18 protein-coding genes are annotated in these 15,836 nt (G+C 68.3%); 6 read left to right on the top strand and 12 right to left on the bottom strand.

The window, feature by feature from the left end; translation table 11 throughout:
• Positions 1 to 62: 62 nt before the first annotated feature.
• The 6 genes from B9H04_RS10140 to B9H04_RS10120 all read right to left on the bottom strand — a co-directional run bounded on the left by B9H04_RS10140 (position 63) and on the right by B9H04_RS10120 (position 4,591).
• Positions 63 to 476: a universal stress protein gene (locus tag B9H04_RS10140; protein WP_049929526.1), complete on the bottom strand. Its 414-nt coding sequence runs from the start codon at positions 474 to 476 to the stop codon at positions 63 to 65.
• 120 nt (positions 477 to 596) lie between these two features.
• The gene (locus tag B9H04_RS10135; protein ID WP_049929524.1) at positions 597 to 1,340 is read right to left on the bottom strand and encodes an SDR family NAD(P)-dependent oxidoreductase; all 744 of its coding nucleotides are present in this window, start codon (positions 1,338 to 1,340) and stop codon (positions 597 to 599) included.
• 122 nt (positions 1,341 to 1,462) lie between these two features.
• Positions 1,463 to 1,603, bottom strand: coding sequence for a hypothetical protein (locus B9H04_RS18690; RefSeq protein WP_155120025.1), 141 nt, complete (start codon positions 1,601 to 1,603; stop codon positions 1,463 to 1,465).
• A gap of 136 nt (positions 1,604 to 1,739) precedes the next feature.
• Positions 1,740 to 2,225 carry a hypothetical protein gene (locus tag B9H04_RS10130; protein WP_049929523.1) on the bottom strand — a complete coding sequence of 162 codons (486 nt, stop codon included), beginning with the start codon at positions 2,223 to 2,225 and terminating at the stop codon, positions 1,740 to 1,742.
• 253 nt (positions 2,226 to 2,478) lie between these two features.
• Positions 2,479 to 3,132, bottom strand: a complete 654-nt coding sequence (locus B9H04_RS10125; protein ID WP_085682672.1) for a potassium channel family protein — start codon at positions 3,130 to 3,132, stop codon at positions 2,479 to 2,481.
• A 4-nt stretch (positions 3,133 to 3,136) separates the two neighbouring features.
• Positions 3,137 to 4,591 (bottom strand): APC family permease, encoded by a 1,455-nt coding sequence (locus B9H04_RS10120; RefSeq protein ID WP_085682671.1) that lies wholly within the window; start codon positions 4,589 to 4,591, stop codon positions 3,137 to 3,139.
• A 202-nt stretch (positions 4,592 to 4,793) separates the two neighbouring features.
• Between B9H04_RS10120 and B9H04_RS10115 the strand changes: the two genes are divergently transcribed.
• The 6 genes from B9H04_RS10115 to B9H04_RS10090 all read left to right on the top strand — a co-directional run bounded on the left by B9H04_RS10115 (position 4,794) and on the right by B9H04_RS10090 (position 11,351).
• Positions 4,794 to 5,447 carry a potassium channel family protein gene (locus B9H04_RS10115; protein ID WP_085682670.1) on the top strand — a complete coding sequence of 218 codons (654 nt, stop codon included), beginning with the start codon at positions 4,794 to 4,796 and terminating at the stop codon, positions 5,445 to 5,447.
• A 220-nt stretch (positions 5,448 to 5,667) separates the two neighbouring features.
• Positions 5,668 to 6,501: an MBL fold metallo-hydrolase gene (locus B9H04_RS10110; protein ID WP_049929519.1), complete on the top strand. Its 834-nt coding sequence runs from the start codon at positions 5,668 to 5,670 to the stop codon at positions 6,499 to 6,501.
• A gap of 93 nt (positions 6,502 to 6,594) precedes the next feature.
• Entirely contained in the window at positions 6,595 to 8,523 is a 1,929-nt protein-coding gene (locus B9H04_RS10105) for an alanine-zipper protein (RefSeq protein ID WP_085682669.1), read from the top strand.
• Positions 8,524 to 8,623: 100 nt separating this feature from the next.
• Entirely contained in the window at positions 8,624 to 9,529 is a 906-nt protein-coding gene (locus B9H04_RS10100) for a hypothetical protein (RefSeq protein ID WP_049929517.1), read from the top strand.
• Positions 9,530 to 9,943: 414 nt separating this feature from the next.
• On the top strand, positions 9,944 to 10,324 hold the full coding sequence (locus tag B9H04_RS10095) for a DUF5805 domain-containing protein (protein ID WP_049929516.1): 381 nt from the start codon (positions 9,944 to 9,946) through the stop codon (positions 10,322 to 10,324).
• A complete protein-coding gene (locus tag B9H04_RS10090) occupies positions 10,317 to 11,351 on the top strand; it encodes a tyrosine-type recombinase/integrase (protein WP_049929515.1) in 1,035 nt (344 codons plus the stop codon). Before B9H04_RS10095 ends, B9H04_RS10090 begins: the two co-directional genes overlap by 8 nt.
• A 217-nt stretch (positions 11,352 to 11,568) precedes the next feature.
• Here B9H04_RS10090 and B9H04_RS18685 read toward each other — a convergent pair whose 3' ends face one another.
• The 6 genes from B9H04_RS18685 to B9H04_RS10055 all read right to left on the bottom strand — a co-directional run bounded on the left by B9H04_RS18685 (position 11,569) and on the right by B9H04_RS10055 (position 15,777).
• Positions 11,569 to 12,030, bottom strand: coding sequence for a hypothetical protein (locus B9H04_RS18685; protein WP_155120024.1), 462 nt, complete (start codon positions 12,028 to 12,030; stop codon positions 11,569 to 11,571).
• A 101-nt stretch (positions 12,031 to 12,131) separates the two neighbouring features.
• Positions 12,132 to 13,211 carry a signal recognition particle-docking protein FtsY gene (ftsY, locus tag B9H04_RS10075; protein WP_049929513.1) on the bottom strand — a complete coding sequence of 360 codons (1,080 nt, stop codon included), beginning with the start codon at positions 13,209 to 13,211 and terminating at the stop codon, positions 12,132 to 12,134.
• A 15-nt stretch (positions 13,212 to 13,226) separates the two neighbouring features.
• On the bottom strand, positions 13,227 to 13,685 hold the full coding sequence (pfdA, locus tag B9H04_RS10070; RefSeq protein WP_049929512.1) for a prefoldin subunit alpha: 459 nt from the start codon (positions 13,683 to 13,685) through the stop codon (positions 13,227 to 13,229).
• Complete coding sequence (gene rpl18a, locus B9H04_RS10065) at positions 13,685 to 13,861, bottom strand: 50S ribosomal protein L18Ae (protein WP_049929511.1); 177 nt, start codon at positions 13,859 to 13,861, stop codon at positions 13,685 to 13,687. The genes pfdA and rpl18a overlap by 1 nt, the downstream gene beginning before the upstream one ends.
• Positions 13,862 to 13,987: 126 nt before the next feature.
• The gene (locus B9H04_RS10060; RefSeq protein WP_049929510.1) at positions 13,988 to 14,803 is read right to left on the bottom strand and encodes an ABC transporter permease subunit; all 816 of its coding nucleotides are present in this window, start codon (positions 14,801 to 14,803) and stop codon (positions 13,988 to 13,990) included.
• Positions 14,800 to 15,777 carry an ABC transporter ATP-binding protein gene (locus tag B9H04_RS10055; protein WP_049929509.1) on the bottom strand — a complete coding sequence of 326 codons (978 nt, stop codon included), beginning with the start codon at positions 15,775 to 15,777 and terminating at the stop codon, positions 14,800 to 14,802. Before B9H04_RS10055 ends, B9H04_RS10060 begins: the two co-directional genes overlap by 4 nt.
• Positions 15,778 to 15,836: the final 59 nt, after the last annotated feature.

The following is a 15,836-nucleotide window of genomic DNA, read 5'->3' as shown; positions in this document are numbered from 1 at the left end:
CAGTCGGTCGGCCCGTGACTGCGCGGACCGCGAGGGGCGGGCAGCCGACCCGTGCCAGTCGCTCACTCGCCCGTCGCGCCGGGGACGATCGTCACCGGCACCGATACTCCCTCGGCGACGGCGAACGCGGTGTTCCCCTCTCGGAGCGACGCCAACTGGCCCTTCGACCGGTGCCCGATCACGATGTGCTCGACGGCGACGTCGTCCGACATATCGACGAGCTGTTTCCCGACCGCCGTTCCGGACCGAAGCCCGCTCCGGTCGAGATGTTCGAGCGTGACCGTCGTCCCCACGCCGATATCCTCGACGAACGACTCGATCTCGTCGCGGAAGCTCCGCTCCGCCCCAGACGCGCTCGCGTTGCTGATGACGTGGGCGACCGTCAGCGACTGACCGGTCGCCTGGGCCAGCCGCGCCGCGGTCTCGATCACCGCCTCGTAGCGGTCGTCGTCGCTGATGGCAGCGAGAATAGCCATACGCCTCTCACGTGTCAGATAATATTAACCGTTGCTCCGGTCGAGGTCGGTCGTCCGTTCGCCCCGCTCGTCGCCCGCCGGAGGCGCGGGCGCCACCGTGACGGGCCGGAGTCCTCCCAGTCAGGCGTCGAACTCCGGCAGTCGCCCGCCGTCGACGGCGACGTTCTCGCCGCTGACGTACGCGGCCGCGTCGCTCAGGAAGAACCGGAGCGGCGCGGCGACGTCCTCGAAGCCCGCCGGGCGGCCGCGGGGGAAGTCCTCGACGCCGGCCTCGGTGTTCGAGACGGCGAACGGCGAGACGGCGTTGACCGTGATCCCGTCGTCGCTGGTGTCCGCCGCCAGCATCCGCGTGAACATGAGCACGCCCGTCTTCGCGACGAAGTAGGGGAAGTTCACGGGGTGGGCGTGCATCCGGTCGCTGTCGGCGAAGCCGAGGTTCACGATTCGGCCCCACCCCTGGTCGCGCATGGCGGGCAGGGCCCGACGCGAGCAGAGCACCGTGCCGTAGAACGTCGTCTCGACCACGTTCCGCCACGACTCCCACTCGATGTCGCTCCAGTGGCGAGCGTCGAAGTCGCCGACGTTGTTGACGAGGATGTCGACCGACCCAACCTCGGCCTCCACCGTGTCGAACAGCTCGTCGACGGCGTCCGGGTCGGTGATGTCGGCTTGAGCGGTGACTGCGGTCCCGCCTCGCTCGCGGACCTCCTCGGCGGTGGCGGTCGCCGCCGCCTCGCTCTCGTTGTAGTGTACCACGACGTCGGCGCCGCAGTCGGCGATCGAAAGCAATAGCTCGCGGCCGACGCGCTTCGCGCTGCCGGTCACGAGGGCGGTCCGTCCGCTCAGGTCGGGGCGTAGCTCCATGCGGGATCCATGTACCGGATCGCTCCTAAGCGTTCCTCACGGATCGCGGCGGCGGCGGTCGGTGGTCGGCATCGCCTCGAAAAAGCAGTGGCGCGACGGCGACCGGCGAGTCGACCGCCGGGTTACTCGTCGTCGCCGCCGTCCGTGAGGATCTCGACGTCCGTCGCCTCGTCGGGTTCGGACAGCGACGGGTCTTCGGCGGTCTCCTCGGTCGTCGCCTCTTCGTCTCGCGTCCACTCTCGCGGAGTGCGTCCGTGACACATGGTACAGTATAACATACTAATTGCGGAGGATTAAATCCTCGGTCGCGATCGGCCCGTATCGACCGCGAAAGGCCCTCGCAGCCGGCCGACCGCTCGTTACGCGACCGGTGCCGACGCGGGTCCGGCGGAGTGGCCGCTAGGGGGGGACCGGCGGTGGGAGGTCGACGAGCAGCGACACCGCGACGGCGACCGCCACTGGGGGCACGAGCAGGAGCGACGCGACCGTCTGCCACCACCGTCCCGGCGCGCGAAACCGACCCGCGTTCCGCGCCGCCACCGGGTTCGCCGCGACGGCCACGTCCCCGCCCGAGAGCGTGGCCCAGTACGCGATCAGCGGAAACAACGCGACCGCGAGCGGGGAGTCCGCCGGCAGCGCGGTCCCCACTCCGACGGCGACGGCGAGGTTGATCGGGAGCGGCGCGAGCGCGCAGACCCGAATGACGCTCGTCGACGTCGACGGCGGAATCGTCGCGTCGAACTGCCCCAAGGGAATCCCGCTCGCGTGTTCCGGGAGAAGCGTGATCTCGGGGGGCATGCCGGCCAGTCGCGCCACCGCCGCGTGCGCGAGCTCGTGCGGTCCGACGAGGATAGCGACGAGAGAACGTAGCGCACGGACTGCCATCGGACGCTCACTCGGCGTCCCGAACGGTCGTGTGACGGGCAGGTTCGGCCGGGTCGGTCGCGGCGTCGGCGGCCGCTCCGCCTGCTCCGAGGTCGTCGTCACGCATACAGCTTAGCAACGGTCAGACGGCGCTTCAACCCGTCGCCCACGCTGACAGCGACCCGAGAGGGCCGTCGCCGCAACGACACACGCGCCGCCCGAACGTCCCCGTGGAGAGAGTGTCACTGGGAGCCGGCGTACACGTCGGTCCTGCTCACCCCTGAAGGAGGTTCATCACCTCGTCGGCCACGCCGGGCTCGACGGCGACGACGTAGCGCTTCCCCGGCGTGAGCGTCGTGTCGGGACGGGCGACCTGTTGGGCGTCCGCGGCGGAGACGACCAGGGTACCGTCCGGAAACCGGACCTGCGTGCGCGACTTCCCGGCGGCCGGCGCTCCCTCCGCGATGCGGACGAGCATGATGTCGAGGTCGCCCGTCACGTCCGTCAGCGCTTGGACGTCGTCACCGACGATCTCGTTCGCCGCCACGCGGGCACCTGCTCGCTCCGGGAACAACACCGCGTCGACGAACCGCGTGTACGCCTCGCCGGCGGCCCGGTCGATGCGAGCCACCGTCCGAGTCCCCGGAGAGAGCTCCCTGGCGGCCAGACAGACCGCGAGGTTGAGCCCCGTCTCCCCGGTGAGCGCCGCGACGACGTCCGCCCGTTCGACGCCGGCCTGCTCGATGATGTCGGGGTTCGTCGCGTCGCCGCGGATCACCGTGGCGACGTACTCGTCTGCGATCTCGGAGACGACGTCTTCGTCCCGCTCGACGATCGTCACCTCGTGGCCGTGGTCTGCGAGTAGCTCAGCCGTTTGGAAGCCGACACGTCCGCCGCCCGCGATCACGATGTCGAGTGAACTCGTCATGGATTCAGTCCTCCGTCTCCGGAATGGCTGTCGCGTCTGCCGCCGCCGAGTCCGCGTCCGGTTCCGCCCGCAGTCTGTTGAGCGCGAGATACGCGGCGCCGCCGAGCAGGATCCACGCCGCGCTGAGCGCTAGCGCCAACGGGTCCGTCCGCAGCAGGTACTCCACGAGCACCCCGGTCAAGACCAGGTTGAGCGCGATGCCGATCAGCGGCGGGGCCGGATAGAACGGCATCTCGTATGGACGGTTCATGTCGGGTCGCTCGCGTCGCAGCCTGATCGCGGCGACGTTGACGATGACGAACGGGAGCAGGAAGAAGAGGCTCGACATGTTCCCCGCGCTCTGCGTCGGCAGCGCGACGGAGCCCAACATGACCACGGCGCTCGCGAGGATCGCGACGAACGGCGTCCCGTATCGGTGGTGGATCTGGCCGAACGAGGGGAGCAACTGCCCCTCGCGTCCCATCGAGAACGCGACCCGCGAAGAGGCGATCACGACCGCGTTTAGCGCCGTCAGCGTCGAGAACACGGCGCCGAAGACGACCAGCGCGCCGCCGTTCCGGATGATCGGGAGCCCGGTCGGCATGAACGAGGTCGCCGCCGTGGCGATCCCGGCCTCCCCCGCCTCCGCGAGCCCCTCTGCCCCGAGCGTTCCGACGGCGACGGTGACCACGGCCAGGTAGACGACCACGGTCACGGCGAGGCTCACAAAGATCGCCTTCGGAATGTTCTCCCGGGGATTCTTGACCTCCTCCGTGACGGTCGTGATGAGGTCGTACCCCTCGAAGGCGATGAACGTGAGCCCCATCGCCGGTAGGACCGCTCCCGCTCCGCCGCCCGCGGGGAACAGCGGCTGGAACTCGGCGCCCGAGAACATCGGTGACGCCAGCCCGAAGGCGACGAACACCACGAGGATGCTCACCTTGATTATCGTGAACACCGTCTCTGCCTTCCCGCTGGCGGCCGTTGAGACGGCGTTGAGCGCCACCAACACGAAGACGGCGACGAACGCCAGCAGGAAGCCCGGGCTGACCTGCGCGCCGACGACGGGAAGGATGACGTCACCGACCTCCTCCGGCGGAGCGACGGCCCCGTAGACGTGGAGCAGTTCGAGGAAGTTCGGAGCGAATCCCAGCGCGTAGAGTGCCCCGGCGATCATGTACGCGAACCAGAGCATCCAGCCCATGATGAACGACGAGAGGTCGTCGAATATCTCCCGGACGAACGCGTACCCGCCGCCGCTCTTCGGGATCGAGCTGGCGAGTTCGGCGTACGACAGGCCGGTGAACGCGGTGACGACCCCGTTGAGCGCGAAGACGACGATCGCCGCCGGACCGGCGATTTCCGCGGCCAGTCCGGTCAGTACGAAGATGCCGGCACCGATCATCGCCCCCATGCCGATCATCGTCGCGTCGAGCAGTCCGAGCTCGGCTTCCGGAGAACGAGTCTCGCTTCCGCTCATCGGTCGTGAAAGCCGATTCCCGTATCGTCCATCGTACGCCCCGAAACTGGTACTCTCGTCACTTTATACCCCGGGTGAATTCGGGAGTCGCGGAATCGTGGCGGGGCCTGATACGCCCGCCCGGCGGCAGCGCGCTGGTAGTTGTTCCAGAGGGCCGGAATCCGGCCCGGATTAAAGCCGTCGGAAGCCGAGGGACGACACGATGACCCAGTCAAAGCGATTCGTCATCGCCGGCGGCGGGCGAGTCGGACTCCAGACTGCGGAGAACCTCACCGAACAGGGCCACGAGGTGCTGCTGATCGCGGTGGACGCGGACCGCGTCGAGAAGCTGTCCGACGCGTACCGCGGCCCCGTGATCCACGGCGACGCCACCGAGCAGTCGATCCTCAGGCAGGCGGACCTCCGAAACGCCGACGCTATCGCGGCGCTGACCGACGAGACGGAGACGAACACGGATATCTGTATGACCGCGCACCACCTCGCGCCGGCTATCCGGACCCTGGCCAGGTCGGAGTCGCGGACCGAACAGGAACACGGCGAGGTCGTCGACGCCACGCTGCTACCGCAGTCGCTCGGCGGCGACCACGCGGCCGATATGCTCACCGGCGAAGAGATCCGAACGCTCGTGTTCCCCACCGCCGACCTCGACATCATCGAGGTGACCGTCTCCGAGTCCGCCCCCGTCGCGGGACGCCGGCTCGACGAGATCGCCCTTCCGGCCGGGAGTCTCCTCATCTCCACGTCGGACCGAGAGTCGCTCGCCGGTCCCGACACGCTGCTGGAACCGTCAGAACAGTATATCCTCGCCGTCGAGTCGGACGTCGTCGACGAGGTCGTCAAACTCTTTCGCGGGTGACCTCGCCCGACGGCCGCGACCGCCGTCGCGACCGCTCAGGGCCCGTTCGTGACTGGGTGTTTCTCGTCGCTCGTCGCCCAGATTTGATATAGCGATATACGATTTACGAGTTCCGTCTCAAACGACATTCCGGCTTCGCGCGTCCGACAAATTTGGACGCACCCGAGCGAATCCGACCCACTCCGGAATTATTACCCCCGGCGCTCACGCAGCACGGGGTATGACAGACTCCGACTGGGGCGACTGGCTGCCGCGCGCGGTCGCGGACGCCGACCCCGACACGGTGGCGCTGTGGTACCTAGGCTGTAACGGCTTCGCGATCAAGGGGAGCGAGGGGACCGTCCTCTGGATCGACCCGTACGTGGGCACGGGCGACCCGCCGCGGACGGTACGGATGATCCCGATTCCCTTCGACCCCGAGGACGTCGAAGTCGCGGACGCGGTGTTGGCCACCCACGAGCACACGGATCACGTTCACGGGCCCTCGCAGGCGCCGATCCTCGCCAACGCGGACGCTGACCTCGTCGCGCCCGACGACTCGCTCGCGGTCGCGCGCGAAGAGGAGCGGTGGACCGACGAGTACGCGATCGACGACGCCCAGTTCACCGAGGTGACGGAGGGCGACGAGCTGCGGATCGGCGAGTTCACCGTTCACGTCGTCGAGACCCGCGACGCGGACGCCACGCATCCGGTGGGTTACGTGATCGAACACGACGCCGGGACGGTGTTCCACGCCGGGGACAGCAAGCCGTCGCCGACGTTCGAGGGGCTCGCGGAGCGGTTCGACATCGACCTCGGCATCCTGGCGTTCGGCTCGGAGGGCACGATACCGGACAAGGAGACGGGCGAACCGGTTCAGACGAAGTGGTACAGCGACGAGAACGAGATCGCGACGGCCGCGAACGACCTCGGCCTCGACCGCCTCGTCCCGACCCATTGGGACATGTGGAAGGGGCTGACCGCCGACCCGACCGCGCTCCACGACCACGTGCGGAGCTACGAGTCTCCGGATCGGCTGGAGATCGTGGAGATCGGCGATCGAATAGACCTGTAGACGGGAGCTGAGCGGCCGTTTTCGCGGCGTATCGGTTATCACCGGCGAAACCCGGCCCGTGGAATTTAAGCCCCTGCTCCGGGACCGTGGAGTATGAGCGAACGGACGGCGGAGGCGGCCACGACCGTCGACGAGGACGGCATCCGCGTCGAGAAATCCTTCACGGACGACGCGTTCCCCGTGCCGGCGGTGATGTACACCCTCTCCTCACACCGTGAGGACCCCGTACGGGTGCGTATCGTCGACCGGATCCCGGAGTCGTTCCCGATGGACCGAGTGGGGTTCCACCCGGAGTACGAGAGCGAGAACTGGACCGCGTACAAGGACCACCGCGTGGAGTTCGAACGGGTGATAGACCCCGACGAGACCGTCGAGACGGTGTTCGGGATCCGCGACGACGACCCCGACCTCGACGGGTTCCTCGGCACGCCGGTGATCGAACACGTGCCGGTCGGCGAGGAGATCGAAGACGTCCTCGGCGCCGGCGACACGGACGCCGTCCGAGAGGTGCTCTCCGGCGACCGCGCGACGCTCCCCGGAATGGCGGAAGAGGACGAACTGTTGGCGGGAGACCCCGCGGAGTCCGGTGAGGGCGCCTCGGCCCGCGATCCCGGCCCGGAACCCGCGGCGGAACCGGAACCGGAGGCAGAGAGCGCCACGGAAGCCGCCGCCGGCCGCGAAACCGAGGCCGATCCTGAGCCCGACACCCCCGAGCCGCGAACGGTCGCCGACAACGGGACGGCCGCGGTGTCCCCACATGAGGGGGAATCGGTCGGCGCCGCGGTCGAACCCGAGGCCGGAGCCGAAGAGACAACCCCTGCCGATGAGCCCGACGAAACGCCCGAAACAGACGACACAGCCGCCGAGTCGGCCGTCGAAGACGAGCCGGAAGTCGCCGACGAAGACGGAACGGAAGCCGACGAAGACGGAACGGAAGCCGACGAACTCGACGAAACCGACGAGACGGACGAGGCGAGTCTTCCGGGCGAAGGCGGTCTCGCGGCCGCGTTAGCGGCCGAGATCCGCACCGGGGCGGCCGACGAGGAGGACATCGAGACCATCGAGAGGGCGTTCGACGCGAGCGTGCCGCGCAGCGTCGACGTGCGGATCGCTCGACTCCAGTCGAGCGTGGCCGACATCGAGGCGTACGCCGACGCGCTCGCGGAGTTCATCGACGGCGAGGGGACCGCCCGAGAGATCCTCGACGGGATCGACGAGCGTGTGGACGCCGTCGAGTCCGAGGTCGACGCCCTCGACGATCGCCTCGACGACGCGGAAGACGATCGCGAGGAGATCGAGTCGGACGTCGCCCGCGTCGACTCCGCGGTCGCGTCGACCTCCGACGCGGTCGATGCGGTCGACGAGCGCGTGGAGACCGTCGAGACCGACCTCGATGCGGTCGAAGACGACGTGCGCGGCGTGGAAGACGACGTACAGGCGGTCGAAGACGACGTGCGCGGCGTGGAAGACGACGTACAGGCGGTCGAAGACGACGTACAGGCGGTCGAAGACGACGTTCGCAGCGTGGAAGGTGACGTGCGCGGCGTGGAGGACGAGGTCGCGTCCGTCGAGGAAACCGTCGAGTCGGTCCGAGACGGCGTCTCGGCCGTCGAGAGCGACGTCGAAGACCTCGCCGACGACGTCGACCGGGTGGAGGGGACGGCGGACGCCGCCGCGGAGACGGTCGACGACCTAGGCGACGACGTGGAGACGCTGTACGAGGAGGTCGACAGGGCGGCCGAACGCGCCGAGAACGCCGAAGAGCGGGCCGAAAGCGCCGAGGACCGCGCGGCCGGCGTCGCGGAGCGCGTCGACGACGTGGAGTCCGGACTCGCCCGCTTCGACGAGGAATTCGACGACCTGTGGGACGACCTCGCGGAGGTGGACAGCCGGCTCACCGACATCGAGGACCGGCTCGGAGAGGACCTCGACGACGTTGCCGCCGAGCTAGATGAGATCAACGACCACCTCGACGAGCTCGACGAGTTCCGTACCCGGCTCAACGAGGCGTTCGGCCCGTAGCCGCTCCGTTTCGACGATCGAGCGGCGACGCCGAACGCCGTCGGCGGCACCCCGGTTGAAAAACGCAACCCGTTTTACGCGCGCGGTCGCAGATGGGGCAATGACAGACCCGGTCCCGGTCGCCGTGCCCCGGAAGGGGCGCCCGCTCGAAGCGGTCTTAGAGCGGATCGCGACCGTCGCGAGCGACGACCGCCTCGACCGGCTCGCGGACGGCGTGAGCAACACGCTCCGATACGAGAAGGCCGTCACGAAGGGGTCGGTCGACGCCGACGAGGGCCCGTACGAGCGGCTCGCGGAGTACTCTGACCCGACGACGGCGGCCGAACCGGAGTACACGCTGCTGCGCGACGACCGGGACGGCAAGCCGCGGCGAATCGTGTTCGACGCCGCCACGGTGGATCTCGGCGACGTGACGGTCAAGCTCGTCGGCCGCGAGGAACCGTTCCGTGCGCTCCGAACCCACGAGTTCGCGCTCGGATTCGACTCCGCCGACCTCGTCTTAGAGGAGGTCGTCGGGATCCGAGGGGGCGGACTCGGCGACATCTCGGACATCAACGACCGGATCGACCCGGTCGACACCGACGTGCGCGTGGTGACCGGTCTCGGTGACACGGTGTACCACACGCTGATGGGACGCGAGGACCGACGCAGACCGGGAGAGACGTACGACCGCGCGTATCTGGCCGACTACGAGGGGTCGCTGTGTATCTCGCCGCGGTACGAGCGCCTCGTCACTGCCGTGTTAGGGACCGACGCGCTCGACGGGGTGGAGTTCGTCTACCCGGAGGCCGACGAGGAGGAGGAGGCGGCGATAGCCAGGGTCGGTCTCGGCGTCTACCTCACCGTCACCGGCTCGACGGCGCGCGAACACGGACTCGCCGTCGGGGAACACCTCTTCCCGAGCGAGACGGTCCTGATGCGTAACGCGGCCGAGGCCGACGATTCGGTCTCCCGCGTCCTCTGGGCGCTCGAACGAGAGGCGGCCGACTCGGAGATCCGCGTCTGATACCAGAGATAGTATAGCGGCATGAGATGTACGCGTTCGAGTCGCGACGACGTCCGGCGCCGATGTGTGCCGTTTCGAACCGGCACCCGCCGAGTACTATCGCCAGTTACCCCAGCGTTCTCGCACTACGACTCTCGTCGCCGCACCGAACGGCTCGCGCAGAGCGGGGAAAGCGATTGGGCCGACGGACGACATCCGGGGCCGATCAGATTCACATTGCCGCCCGTTGGGAATCGCGTGTCCCAATCGAATATCTTGGATTGTATAACTAGTGGTTGGAACTAATGGTGCTAGAGAGTTGGATAATAAACTCAACCCGGCCAAAATGTGGTCCTGCTCACTGAGATAAGGTCACTTATCCAGAAATCTAGGATAGATTGAAGTCACGGCAGCGAGAACGGTCGTCCGAGAACGATGGGAGGCGATCGACAGTCGGTGAAGACGTACGTGCCGACGGAACAGAAGGACGTGTGGCGCGACCACGCCGACGAGCTCGACATGTCGCTGAGCGAGTTCGTCAGGACGATGGTTCAGGCCGGGCGGAGGGGGTTCGCGCCGACCGGATCGGAAGGTCGGGAGGAGCCCCCTTCCGAGCCCGCCGACCCCGGGGGTAGCGACCTCGAAAAGCGCGTCCACGCGGCTCTCGAATCGGGGCCCCGCTCGTGGGACGAACTCGTCCAAGCGGTGGTCGGCGACGTGGAGGACGAACTGGAGGAGACCCTCGACGAGCTACAGGAGCGCAATCGGATCCGGTACAGCGGCCGAGAAGGGGGGTACGTGTTGACCGATGAGTAGCGCGAGAGCGTCTCCGGACCCCGACGACCCCGTCGGCTACTTCCTCGAAGACCTCACCTACCACGGAAAGACGGACCGGACCAGGGCGGCGTACGAGCGCGTTCTCCGGCGGTTCGAGGCGTTCTTGGACGACGTTGATCCGGAGGCCGCGACGCACCGCGACTGTATGGCGTTCGTCCACTCGCTGCGGGGTGACGTCGCCGACAGCACGGTCGCGACGTACGCGGCGTACCTCCACCGGTTTTACGGGTACATGACGGAGGTAAAGGCCTTCGACGGTAACCCGATGACGCTGGTGATGGAGGAAATGGACGAGACCGTCGATAAGGACCCGGCCCGCCGCGACGTCTCGGTCTCTGCGATGCGCTCGTTCGTCGCCGGAATCCGGCACCCGCTCCACCGCGCGCTGGTGGTGACGCTCCTCAAGACCGGCATGCGGGTCGGCGAGCTGTGTAACCTCGACCTGCGAGACCTGTCGGTCAGCGACCCGGACCTCCTCAACGCGGCGTACTCGCTCGGGGGACGCCCGGCGCTGTCCGAACGGCCGGACTCGATTTTCGTGACCGCCGAGGCGACCGTCGGCGAGGAGCTGAACGGGGAGGTGCGAACGGCCGCGAACAAACGGAAGCGCGGGACGGTGATCCCGGTCGACGACGAACTCCGCAGAGCGCTGAAGGCGTGGCTCGCGGTGCGTCCGGACTCGCCGTCGCCGGCTGAGCCGCTGTTCGTCGGCACCGCGGAGGGATGGGGGGAACGATTGGAACCGCAGGCGGTCAGACACGTCGTCGAGCGGCACGCCCGCGAGGAGGGGTGGTACCGGACCGGCGGCGGCGCCGACGAGAACGTCACGCCCCACTACTTCCGCCACTTCTTCACGACGCACCTCCGCGACAGAACCGGCGACCGCGGAGTGGTTAAGTACCTCCGCGGCGATGTCGCCGACGACGTGATCGACACGTACACGCACAACTGGGGGGATCAGGTCCGGGAGGTTTACGAGGCGAACGTCTACCGACTCTTCGCGTGAGAGTGGTTCCAATTTCGTCGTCCCAGTAGCGACTCGTTTCGTTCGAGCGCAGCCACGTAAATCGTATGTGGCTATATCCAAACGGTGGGGCCGGTCGCGAAGATACCGGGGTGGTCGCACACGAGCACGGTGGGCTGAACCCTTCCGAAAATAGTCGACGGCGCGGCCGGCCGCTCGAACGGTCCGCGTGTCGACTGACGGCGAAGCACCGTGTCACTCACATGTCGGAAAAAAACGGTGAGGCAACGACGATGGCGCTCCTGAGAGTGCCGCCCTCACCGGCCTGTCCGTCCTCGCCGGGACGGCGGTCACCGCCATCCTCTGTGTCGGACCCCGACGGCTGTCCCGCGCGGCGAACGGCTTCGGCGACCGCTCTCGCGACGTAGCCTCGTGCCTCGCGGCGGCGCCGGCGGACCGCGAGCCGGTACCCGGCTCCGGCGAGCGGTACGGCTGGGCGCTCGCGGAAGGGACCGGCGCGGCCGCGGCGCTCGGGGAGCGCGCCCGCGACCGGGGCGGCGACGTAGCCGCCGAGCGATTCCGCGAGCGGCGCAACCGGTTCGTCGACTGCGTCGACACGTACCGTGGCCCGGCCGGGCCTTGGTACGAGAAGCTCTCGCCCGCGGGGAGCGGCGGCGGCCCCGTACCGCCGGAGCCGCCGGGCGTCGAACCAGACTACCACCCCGCGAGCGCCCACTTCGAGAGCTGGCGCTCCGGGTGCGGTGAGCGCGGAGAACGGCTCAGGCGACCGAAAGGAAAGAGTGGGCGCGGTCCGCCCGACGGTCACTCCTCGTCGAGGAGGCTCTCGACGAGAGCCTCAGGGTCGAATCGCGTGATGTCGTCGTACCCCTGCCCGGTTCCGAGGAAGAGGATCGGTTTCCCGGTGACGTACGCGACCGAAATGGCGGCACCACCGGAGGAGTCGGCGTCGGCCTTCGTCAAGATTGCGCCGTCGATCGCGGCGGCGTCGTTGAACTCTTTCGCGCGGTTGACCGCGTCCTGCCCCGCGACGGCCTCGTCGACGAACAGCGTCATGTCCGGGTCGACGACGCGGTCGATCTTCTCCAGTTGGGCCATTAGGTCGTCGCTCGTGTGGAGCCGCCCCGCCGTGTCGCCGAGGACGACGTCGACGTCGTTCGCCTCGGCGTACTCGACGCCGTCGTAGATGACGGCCGCCGGATCGCCGCCCTGGTCGTGGCTGATCAGGTCGCGGCCGAGCCGGTCGGCGTGTTCGCGGATCTGCTCGTTCGCGCCCGCGCGGTACGTGTCGCCGTTCGCGAGGACGGATGAGTAGCCTCGGTCACCGAGCCACTCGGAGAGCTTCGCGATGCTCGTCGTCTTCCCGACGCCGTTGACGCCGGTGAAGACGATGGTGACGGGTTTGTCGGCCTCGGCGATCCGCTCTTCGAAGTCGAACTGTCCGACGGCGATGACGTCGAGGAGGGCGTCGTGGAGCGCAGACTCGACGAGTTCGCCGGTCGTCTCGACCTGCTTGCGGGACTCGCCGAGCATGCTCTCGCGGACGCTGTCGAGGATCTGCTCGGCGACGCTCATCTCCACGTCGCTCTCGAGCAGCGCCATCTCGAGGTTCCACAGCGGCTCCTCGAGGTCCTCCTCCTCGATGATGATGCGCCCGGTCGCGAACGCCTTCGCGCGCTGGAAGGTACTCGGCTCGTCGTCGTTCGACGACTCGTCCGAACCGCCCGCGTCGCTGTCGACCGCCGAAGGGGATTCCGCGGTCGCGTCGGCGCCGCTCTCAGCGGTCGTCGCTTCCTCGGGCGGGGCCTCGTCCTCCTCGGCCTCCGTCGACTCCTCGACGTCCTCGCGGAAGCCGGAGAGCTTGTCTTTCAGTCCGTCGAACACGGTATAGTCTCCGTCTTACTCCCCGTCGCCTTCCTCGGCCTGCTGCATCTGCTGCATCTGCTGTTGCTGCATCTGCTGTTGCATCTGCTGGGCCTGCTGTTCGAGCTCGTCGCTCTCGGACTCCAGCTCGTCGACCTCCTCCTGCGTCTCCTCGATCCGGTCGTCGAGCGCCTCCTGCTTGCGCCGGAGGACGTCGATCGCGTCGCCCTGCTCCTGCTCCGCGGAGTAGTTTCCGCCGAGCGAGACGATGACCTCGTCGATGTCCTGGACCTCCGCGCGGAGGTAGGCGCCGCCGCCGAGCGGGACCTGAACGGTCGCGCCCGTGTCGAGGGTCTTGATGGCCTCGACGGCGTCGTCGATGTCGGCCTTCTCCTCGCGGTAGTCGGCGATTTCGCCTTCGAGGGCCTCGATCTCCTCGTCGAGCGCCTGGATCTCCTGTGAGAGCTGCTGGAGCTGCTGTTGTCCGCCGCCCATCATGCCTCGGACACCTCCTCGATCTCGATCTGGGTGCGCTTCCGGTTGTGCTGGCTCCCGACCGTGGTGTAGATCCGCTCGCGGGCGAGGTCCTCGTTCTCCGCCTCGATGTCCTTCGTGAACGGCTGGTCGCCGTCTCGGCTCTGGAACCGTCCACTCACCGTGTAGGTACTCATGTTCCCCGATCCGGCAGGGACAGGGAAGTATCTTCCTAAAAGGCGACAGGCGGCCGCGTCATCGCGGACCGCCCGCGACGACGGCCGTCACGGCGTCGCGTCACGGAAATCGTGTGCCGAGGGAGGTCATCCCGAGAGGTCCGCGCGGCGGAATCGGACGATAGCGATCGCGAGGAGGACGGCCGTCGCGGCGAGCAGGACTGCGGCGCCCGTGAGGTCGTACTCGCCCAACACCAACACCGCGGAGGGGTCGTAGTGGGCCGTCGGGCTGACGTTCCCGGCCGCGGCGTAGTCGGTGCTGGCGACGAGGGAGTCGAACATGAACAGCGCGAACAGTCCCCCGAGCGCGACCCGCTGAGCGACCCCCGGCCGCGAGAGCAGCGTCGAGACGGCGATACCCGCCGCGACGCACGCCACGTGATACGGCACCGCGAGCGCGTGGACCGCCGCGAGGCGTTCGACCGCGATCGTCTCGCCGACCGCGACGACGCCGACGTACGCGACGACCGGCAGCACGACATTGAGGAGGACGACGAGCGGAACCAGTCCGAGAAACCGACCGATCACGACGTCACGTCGCGCGACGGGCGCCGACAGCGTCAGGTCCATGCGACCGGAGGCGATGTCCCCCGCTATCGTCCCGCCGGCGAGGTACGCCAGGTACAGCCCGACCAGCAGGAGCCAGGCGAACTGGTAGAACTCAACCGCGAGGAAGCCCTCGATAGATGAGATGGCGATGATCCCGAACGCCTCCCGGACCGCGGGCGGGAACGCCTCGACGTACGCGTCGAGGTCGACGTCCGCGGTCGCCACGGACGGGAAGAACGCGAGGAACACCAACAGGAACGAGGAGAGCAGGCCAGTCAGCACGACCGTTCCGCGGGCCCGGCCGGCGGCGTCGTACCGTGCGATCGCGAGCCACGGGGTCGCGCGGTCGCTCATCGCTCGTCACCCCCCGATTCGGCGGTCGGATCCGCGTGCGCTCCGCGGTTGGTCGACGCCTCGGCCTCCTGACGCTCGCCGCCGCCGATCGGTCCCGGAACGTCGCCGTCGTAGAACGTCATGAACGCCTCTTCGAGCGGCGCATCGACGACGTCGAGGTCGAGGACGGTGTACCCCGAGAGCAGGTCGACCAGCGCGTCGTACTCGCCGGTCCACGTGAACGAGACGGTCTCTCCGACGCGCAGATTCATGATCCCGCGGAGCTCGAAGTCGCCGCGATCGACGTCTTCGGCGACGCGGATCCGCACCTGCTTGCCGCCGCGAGAGCGGAGGTCCGCGACCGACTCGACCGCGACGAGGTGCCCCTCTCGGAGGACGCCGACGCGATCGCACAACGCCGCCACCTCGCCCAGCACGTGGGACGAGAGGAGGACGCTCGCCCCGTCGCCGACGCGCTCGCGGACGAGGCCCGCGAACTCCTCTTGAATCAGCGGATCGAGTCCGGAGGTCGACTCGTCGAGCAACAGGAGTTCCGGGTCGTACATGAACGCGGCCACCAGCGCGACCTTCTGCCGGTTTCCCCGGGAGAGGTCGCCGATGCGGCGCGACTCGTCGAGCCCGAAGCGTTCGACGAGGCGGTCGCGACTCGACTCCCCGCGGAGCGCCGCTTGGTGGTCTAAGAACGCGCCGGCCGTACGGTCGCGGTCGAGCCCCGGATCCCCGGGGAGGTACCCGATCCGCTCGCGTGCGCGACGCGACGCGACCGGGTCCGTGGCGTCGCGCCCGAGGAGCGTCGCGCCGCCGCCCGTCGGCGACAGGAACCCCAAAAGCGTGCGGATCGCGGTCGTCTTCCCCGCGCCGTTCGGGCCGAGGAAGCCGAACACCTCGCCGTCCTCGACGGTGAAGGAGACGTCTTCGATCCCCCGGACGTCGCCGTAGTACTTGGAGAGGCCGCGGCACTCGATAGCGGGCATACCGTCCTCAACTCCGCTGTGGCTCTTAAATGTGGGAGTGAGGTTCGCGAAGCGAAGCG

The organism is Halorubrum ezzemoulense DSM 17463 (assembly GCF_002114285.1).
GTDB lineage: Archaea > Halobacteriota > Halobacteria > Halobacteriales > Haloferacaceae > Halorubrum > Halorubrum ezzemoulense.
This window is presented reverse-complemented; position numbering and strand designations above follow the sequence as displayed.